General features: G+C 64.5%; 9 protein-coding genes. All 9 read left to right on the plus strand.

The genetic code is table 11. The features are described from left to right. Nucleotides 1-92: 92 nt before the first annotated feature. Nucleotides 93-1,523: a 3-isopropylmalate dehydratase large subunit gene (gene leuC, locus GVM20_RS12060; RefSeq protein WP_166547437.1), complete on the plus strand. Its 1,431-nt coding sequence runs from the start codon at nucleotides 93-95 to the stop codon at nucleotides 1,521-1,523. A gap of 45 nt (nucleotides 1,524-1,568) precedes the next feature. Continuing rightward, on the plus strand, nucleotides 1,569-1,745 hold the full coding sequence (locus tag GVM20_RS12065) for an isopropylmalate isomerase (protein ID WP_166547438.1): 177 nt from the start codon (nucleotides 1,569-1,571) through the stop codon (nucleotides 1,743-1,745). Nucleotides 1,746-1,758: 13 nt separating this feature from the next. Beyond that, nucleotides 1,759-2,358: a 3-isopropylmalate dehydratase small subunit gene (gene leuD, locus GVM20_RS12070; protein ID WP_166547439.1), complete on the plus strand. Its 600-nt coding sequence runs from the start codon at nucleotides 1,759-1,761 to the stop codon at nucleotides 2,356-2,358. Nucleotides 2,359-2,384: 26 nt separating this feature from the next. After that, complete coding sequence (locus GVM20_RS12075) at nucleotides 2,385-3,383, plus strand: NADPH:quinone oxidoreductase family protein (protein ID WP_166547440.1); 999 nt, start codon at nucleotides 2,385-2,387, stop codon at nucleotides 3,381-3,383. Nucleotides 3,384-3,471: 88 nt separating this feature from the next. Next, entirely contained in the window at nucleotides 3,472-3,795 is a 324-nt protein-coding gene (locus GVM20_RS12080; protein ID WP_160761975.1) for a DUF1476 domain-containing protein, read from the plus strand. Between the two features lie 3 nt (nucleotides 3,796-3,798). Next, a complete protein-coding gene (locus GVM20_RS12085) occupies nucleotides 3,799-4,032 on the plus strand; it encodes a BolA/IbaG family iron-sulfur metabolism protein (protein WP_166547441.1) in 234 nt (77 codons plus the stop codon). Nucleotides 4,033-4,073: 41 nt separating this feature from the next. Further along, nucleotides 4,074-4,403: a Grx4 family monothiol glutaredoxin gene (gene grxD / locus GVM20_RS12090; RefSeq protein ID WP_166547442.1), complete on the plus strand. Its 330-nt coding sequence runs from the start codon at nucleotides 4,074-4,076 to the stop codon at nucleotides 4,401-4,403. A 366-nt stretch (nucleotides 4,404-4,769) separates the two neighbouring features. Continuing rightward, nucleotides 4,770-5,552: an NUDIX hydrolase gene (locus GVM20_RS12095; RefSeq protein ID WP_166547443.1), complete on the plus strand. Its 783-nt coding sequence runs from the start codon at nucleotides 4,770-4,772 to the stop codon at nucleotides 5,550-5,552. A 266-nt stretch (nucleotides 5,553-5,818) separates the two neighbouring features. Next, nucleotides 5,819-6,000: hypothetical protein (locus GVM20_RS16360; protein ID WP_234031980.1), on the plus strand; the 182-nt coding region annotated here is incomplete at its 3' end.

The following is a 6,000-nucleotide window of genomic DNA, read 5'->3' on the forward strand; positions in this document are numbered from 1 at the left end:
CAAGGCGTGTCGATGAATTGCCGCAATCTTGCCACGGCTCGGCAATCGTGACTATTGGGCCGCACTCTCACCCCCGGATAATGGACCCGATCATGGCTAGCCGCCCTCGCACCCTCTACGAAAAGATCTGGGACGCGCATGTCGTGGAGACGCGCGATGACGGGACGGCGCTGATCTATATTGACCGGCATCTGGTGCACGAAGTGACCAGCCCGCAGGCTTTCGAGGCGCTCAAAGTGGCCGGGCGACCGGTGCGGCGGCCTGAATTGACCCTTGCAGTACCCGACCACAACCTGCCGACGACTGCGCGACGAGACGCCAACGGCATGCCGATGCCCATCGCCGATCCCGAAAGCGCAGCGCAGCTCGCCGCGCTTGAGGTCAACGCACCCGCGTTCGGCATCCGCTACATCCCCGCAACCGCCAAGGAGCAGGGGATCGTCCATGTGGTGGGGCCGGAACAGGGCTTCTCGCTCCCCGGCACGACCATCGTCTGCGGCGATTCGCATACCGCCTGTCACGGCGGGCTCGGCGCGCTGGCCTTCGGGATCGGAACGAGCGAGGTCGAGCACGTCCTCGCCACCCAAACGCTGTTGCTCCAGCAATCGAAACCGATGGAAGTGCGCGTCGAAGGCGATCTTGGCCCCGGCATCAGCGCCAAGGATCTGATCCTCCACATCATCGGCCGCATCGGGGCGGCGGGCGGCAGCGGCTACGTGATCGAATATCGCGGGGCGGTGTTCGAGCGGATGACGGTCGAGGAGCGCCTCACGGTCTGCAACATGAGCATCGAGGCTGGCGCGCGCGCCGGTCTGATCGCGCCGGATGACACCACCTTCGCCTACCTCAAGGGCCGTCCGATGGCCCCGCAAGGCGCGGAATGGGACGCGGCGGTCGCCTATTGGCGCACGCTCCACAGCGATGTCGGCGCGGTGTTTGCCAAGTCGGTCACGATCAACGCCGCCGATGTCGAGCCGAGCGTCACCTGGGGCACCAGCCCCGAAGACGTGGTGGCGATTGGCGGGCGCGTGCCCTCCCCCGCGGATTTCGCCGACGAGTCCAAGCGGGTGGCTGTGCAAAAGAGCCTCGATTACATGGGCCTTGTCCCCGGCACTCCGATGACCGAGGTTCCAATCGAGAACGTGTTCATCGGCAGTTGCACCAACAGCCGCATCGAAGACCTGCGCGCCGCCGCCGCGATCCTCAAGGGCCGCCACAAGGCCGACAATGTCCGCTGGGCCATCGTCGTGCCGGGGTCGGGTCTGGTCAAGGCGCAGGCCGAGGATGAAGGCCTCGACAAGGTGTTTACCGACGCCGGCTTCGAATGGCGCGAGCCGGGCTGTTCGGCCTGCCTCGGCATGAACCCCGACAAGGTGCCGCCGGGTGAACGCTGCGCTTCGACCAGCAACCGCAACTTTGTCGGCCGCCAAGGGCCCGGAGCGCGCACGCATCTTGTCTCGCCCGCGATGGCCGCGGCTGCCGCTGTCACCGGGCGCCTCACCGACGTGCGCGAACTGGTGTGACGCCAGCCCCTTGAAACACCGCCGCGTGAGGCGCAAGGTAACAGCATGACCGACAAGCCCAAATCGAACACCACCCGCAACGCCGCGATTGCTGCCGCCGGTGCCATCGGATCGGCAGCGATTGCTGCCGCGCTGCTCTACACGAACAAGCGCAAGAAAAAGCCGAACGAGCCGACGCAGCCCAGGCCGATTCCGTCGGGCGAGCCGCCGCAAACTGATTGAGGACAACCGCCCGATGCAACCGCTGACCCGCGTCGAAGGCCGCGCCATCCCGCTCGGCCTCAAGAACGTCGATACCGACATCATCATCCCGGCCAAGTGGCTGAAGACCATCAGCCGCGAAGGCCTGGGCGCAGGCGCATTTGAATCGCTGCGCGCGGAACCCGGCAATGTTTTCGACGATCCCGCCTACCAAGGCGCGCCGATCCTGATCGCGGGCGACAATTACGGCTGCGGATCGAGCCGCGAGCACGCCGCGTGGGCGATGCTCGATCTCGGCATCCGCGTGGTGATCGCGCCCAGCTTTTCCGACATCCATTCGGGCAACGCGGTGAAGAACGGCATTCTGCCCGTGGTGCTGCCGCAGGACGCGGTCGACCGGCTGCTGGACGTGGCGCGTGAAGGGCTCGAAATCGCCATCGATCTCGAAGCGCAGACCGTCACCACCCCCTATCAGGACCGTTTCACCTTCGACATTGACCCGTTCCGCAAGCATTGTCTTCTGAATGGCCTGGACGAGGTCGGCCTGACCATGGCGCGGGGCGAGGCGATCGGCGCCTTCGAGGCGAGCCGCACCGCCGGTCAGCCGTGGCTGATGCGCGGCACCGCCGCCTGAAACAGATTCCAAGGGAGAGGACCACAATGAAAGCCATTCGCACCCACGCTATCGGTGGGCCTGAAACGCTGACCCTCGACGAGGTTGAGACCCCCACTCCCGGCAAGGGCGAAGTGCTGGTCGCGGTCAAGGCCTGCGCGATCAACTATCCCGACGGGCTGATCATCCGCGACATGTACCAGTTCAAGCCGCAGCGACCCTTTTCGCCCGGCGGCGAAATTTCCGGTGTGATCGAAGCGCTTGGCGAAGGCGTTGAAGGCTTCAAGGTCGGTGACAAGGTGCTGGCCGGGATCGGCAATGGTGGTCTCGCCGAGAAGATTGTGGTGCCCGCAGGCCGGATGTTCGCCGTGCCGGACGGCGTGCCGTTCGAAAAGGCGGCGAGCCTGCTGATGACCTATGGCACCACCATCCACGGGCTGAAGGATCGCGGCCATATCAAGGCGGGTGACACCGTCCTGATCCTTGGTGCTGCGGGCGGTGTGGGCCTTGCCGCGGTGGAGCTTGCCAAGGCGTACGGTGCCCGCGTGGTCGCCGCGGTCTCCTCCGAAGCCAAGGGCGAAGTCGCCAAGCAGGCCGGTGCCGACGCCGTGGTGATCTATCCGCGCGAAGCGATGGACAAGGACGCGTCCAAGGAACTCGCCAATGCCTTCAAGGCCGCCTGCGGCCCGGACGGCGCAAACATTGTCTATGACATTGTCGGCGGGCAGTATTCCGAGCCTGCCCTGCGCGCCATCGCCTGGGAAGGCCGCTTCCTCGTGGTTGGCTTCCCGGCCGGGATCGCCAAGATGCCCTTGAACCTCACCCTGCTGAAGTCCTGCGACATCTGCGGCGTATTCTGGGGCGCCTTCACCGCGCGTGAGCCTGAGGCCTTCCATGCGCAGGTCAACGAGCTGTTCGATCTGATGAAGGCCGGCACAATTGACCCGCTGGTCAGCGAAACCTTCCCCCTCGCCCGCGCGGGCGATGCCATCGCCAAGCTTGAGGCGCGCGAGGCCGTGGGCAAGCTTGTCGTGACGATGGATTAGTGGCTTGCGGGCGCGGCTTCCCGCTTGAAGCTGCGCCCGCCCGCCTCTATCGCTGGCGCGGATCGTATCGGAAGGGACACGCAAGCACATGACCGACTTCAAGGATCGCGAACGCGCCGAGGAAGCCAAGTTCGCGCTCGACAATGACACCGCCTTCCGCATCGCCGCGCGCCGCAACCGCCTGCTGGGCGAATGGGCGGCCGGCCTGATGAAGCTCACCCCCGAAGAAACCGACGCCTATCGCAAGGCAGTGGTGCAGGCCGATTTCGAGGAATCGGGCGATGAGGACGTGGTGCGCAAGCTGCTCGGCGATCTGACGGCGGCGCAGTCCGATGTCAGCGAAGCCGACATTCGTGCCAAGCTGGAAGAAATGACGGTCGAAGCCCGCCGCCAGCTGTTCGGCGAGGTCTGAGCCATGCCGATGTCCGCTGCGGCGATCGAAGAGGCCATCCTTGCTGCGCTGCCCGGCGCGACGGTCGAACTGACCGATCTGGCCGGGGATGATGATCACTGGGCAGCCACTGTGACTGCGCCGCAATTCGCAGGGCTCAGCCGCGTGGCCCAGCACAAGCTGGTCTATGCCGCGTTCGGCGGACGCATGGGCGGGGAACTGCACGCCTTGCAAGTCACCACCGTGGTCCCCACGTAATTACGCAACACCCACCCAAAGCATCAGGGGCGCAACGCACCATGTCCGACGCCAATTCCCGTATCTCCGATCTCGTCACCAGCAATGACGTCGTATTGTTCATGAAGGGCACGCCGCTGTTCCCGCAATGCGGCTTTTCCAGCAAGGCGATCGCCATTCTCGACCACCTCGGCGTGGCGTATGAAAGCGTCGACGTGTTGCAGGACATGGAAATCCGTCAGGGCATCAAGGCCTTCTCCGACTGGCCGACCATCCCGCAGCTTTACGTGAAGGGCGAATTCATCGGCGGCAGCGACATCATGATGGAGATGTTCGAAGCGGGCGAATTGCAGCAGCTGATGGATCAAAGCGGCGTCGCCAAGATCAGCTAAACACCGACTTCAGTGCTGCGTGTGAACACCGCGCGCATCGCTCACAAAGAAAAAGCGCTCCGCAGGACCAGTGCGGAGCGCTTTTCTTTTTGGGGAGGCGCAACCCGGAGACCAGGAAGGGTCGCACCTCGCTTCGAAGACCATTAGGACCGCCACGTATAATGCACAGTGCGTGCCAAACATGAGAAACCTTAGAAATTCGCCGTTTTTCTTGTCTGACCAAGTTGGGTTTGAGGCACTGTTGTAAAGGAACCCGACACCCTATCCGCTCCGTCGCCATCGGCGAAGCGGCAGGCGGAGCGAAACCCGGCAGGACTGCGCCTTCGCTCTTGGCAAGCGCCTGCCGCACGGCCATCCTTGGCTGCGATGACCACCGATTCCAGACCTCAGGGCATTCCTGCTGCCACCATCATTATCTTCCGCAATGCCCCTGACGGGGCGCCGCCGGAAGTGCTGATGACCGTGCGCTCGCGCAACATGACCTTTGCGGGCGGGATGGCGGTGTTTCCGGGCGGCAGAGTTGATCCGGCGGACTATGCGCTCGGCGAAGACGTGGCGGCGGCAAGCGGCCTCGCGCCTGATGAAGCCGCGCACCAGATCGCCGCTGTGCGCGAGACGCTGGAGGAGACCGGCCTCGCCCTCGGCCTTGCCGGTGACATCAACGCCGTCCGCGCGGCCGAGGCGCGCGCGATGCTGGCCCAAACGGGCGCTTTGGCCCCGGTCCTGGAGGCGTTCGACTGGACGCTTGATCTGGCGCAGATCACCCCGTTCGCGCGCTGGTTTCCCAAGAACGAGGCGATTGCCCGGGTCTATGACACGCGCTTCTACCTCGCCAATCTCGGCACCGGCGCGGTCGATGTGTCTATCGACCATGCGGAAAACACCCACCTGTTCTGGACCAGCGCGCAAGGCGCGCTCGACGCCGCGGAGCGCGGGGAGATCCAGTTGATCTTCCCCACCCGCCGCAATCTCGAACGCCTCGCGCTGTTCGCCAGCTACGAAGAAGCCCGCGCGCAGGCCGAGGCGATCCCGGTGCGCACGATCATGCCGCAGGTGGTGGAGCAGGATGGCAAGCCGTGGCTGACGATCCTCAGCGACGCAGGCTATCCGGTGACAGGCGAATTGCTGGAGAACGTCGCGCGCGGCTGACCGCCGGGGTGAGGCCCGCTCGAATCGCACTTCTTCTCATCTGCGAGCCCCATATGGTATCGCTATCATTATGGTGAAACGGCTGTGCATTCGTATTTACGAGCCATTTTCATCAAATGTTTTATACGACTAGGCGAGGCCATTCCCGATCCTGCGCCAAGCGACTACCGCCCGGATTGACTTCCCGCTACAGATTTTCCAACATCAATGTTAGCGTTAGCAAAGACGCAGGGGTCTGGCGGGCAGTACCGCCACGGGAGAGGGAAATGACAGGCCATTCAGGTCGCACACGGGCTTGCCTTGTCGCGGGGCTTCTGGCCTCGGCCATAGCTGCGCCGACCGCTTGGGCGGAAGCGCCGCAGACATCCGCGCCAGCCACTGCCGAGACGATCGCACCGGTCGCACCGGGCACAGCCAATCCTTCGCTCTGGCCCGCTTACGACTACCC

This window comes from Porphyrobacter sp. SLTP (assembly GCF_009905735.1).
In the GTDB taxonomy this organism is placed as follows: Bacteria; Pseudomonadota; Alphaproteobacteria; order Sphingomonadales; family Sphingomonadaceae; genus Erythrobacter.

Excerpts from the sequence above, each read along its gene's own strand:
- leuC (WP_166547437.1), top strand. The coding sequence starts at position 93 with ATGGCTAGCCGCCCTCGCACCCTCTACGAAAAGATCTGGGACGCGCAT.
- GVM20_RS12065 (WP_166547438.1), top strand. The coding sequence starts at position 1,569 with ATGACCGACAAGCCCAAATCGAACACCACCCGCAACGCCGCGATTGCT.
- leuD (WP_166547439.1), top strand. The coding sequence starts at position 1,759 with ATGCAACCGCTGACCCGCGTCGAAGGCCGCGCCATCCCGCTCGGCCTC.
- GVM20_RS12075 (WP_166547440.1), top strand. The coding sequence starts at position 2,385 with ATGAAAGCCATTCGCACCCACGCTATCGGTGGGCCTGAAACGCTGACC.
- GVM20_RS12080 (WP_160761975.1), top strand. The coding sequence starts at position 3,472 with ATGACCGACTTCAAGGATCGCGAACGCGCCGAGGAAGCCAAGTTCGCG.
- GVM20_RS12085 (WP_166547441.1), top strand. The coding sequence starts at position 3,799 with ATGCCGATGTCCGCTGCGGCGATCGAAGAGGCCATCCTTGCTGCGCTG.
- grxD (WP_166547442.1), top strand. The coding sequence starts at position 4,074 with ATGTCCGACGCCAATTCCCGTATCTCCGATCTCGTCACCAGCAATGAC.
- GVM20_RS12095 (WP_166547443.1), top strand. The coding sequence starts at position 4,770 with ATGACCACCGATTCCAGACCTCAGGGCATTCCTGCTGCCACCATCATT.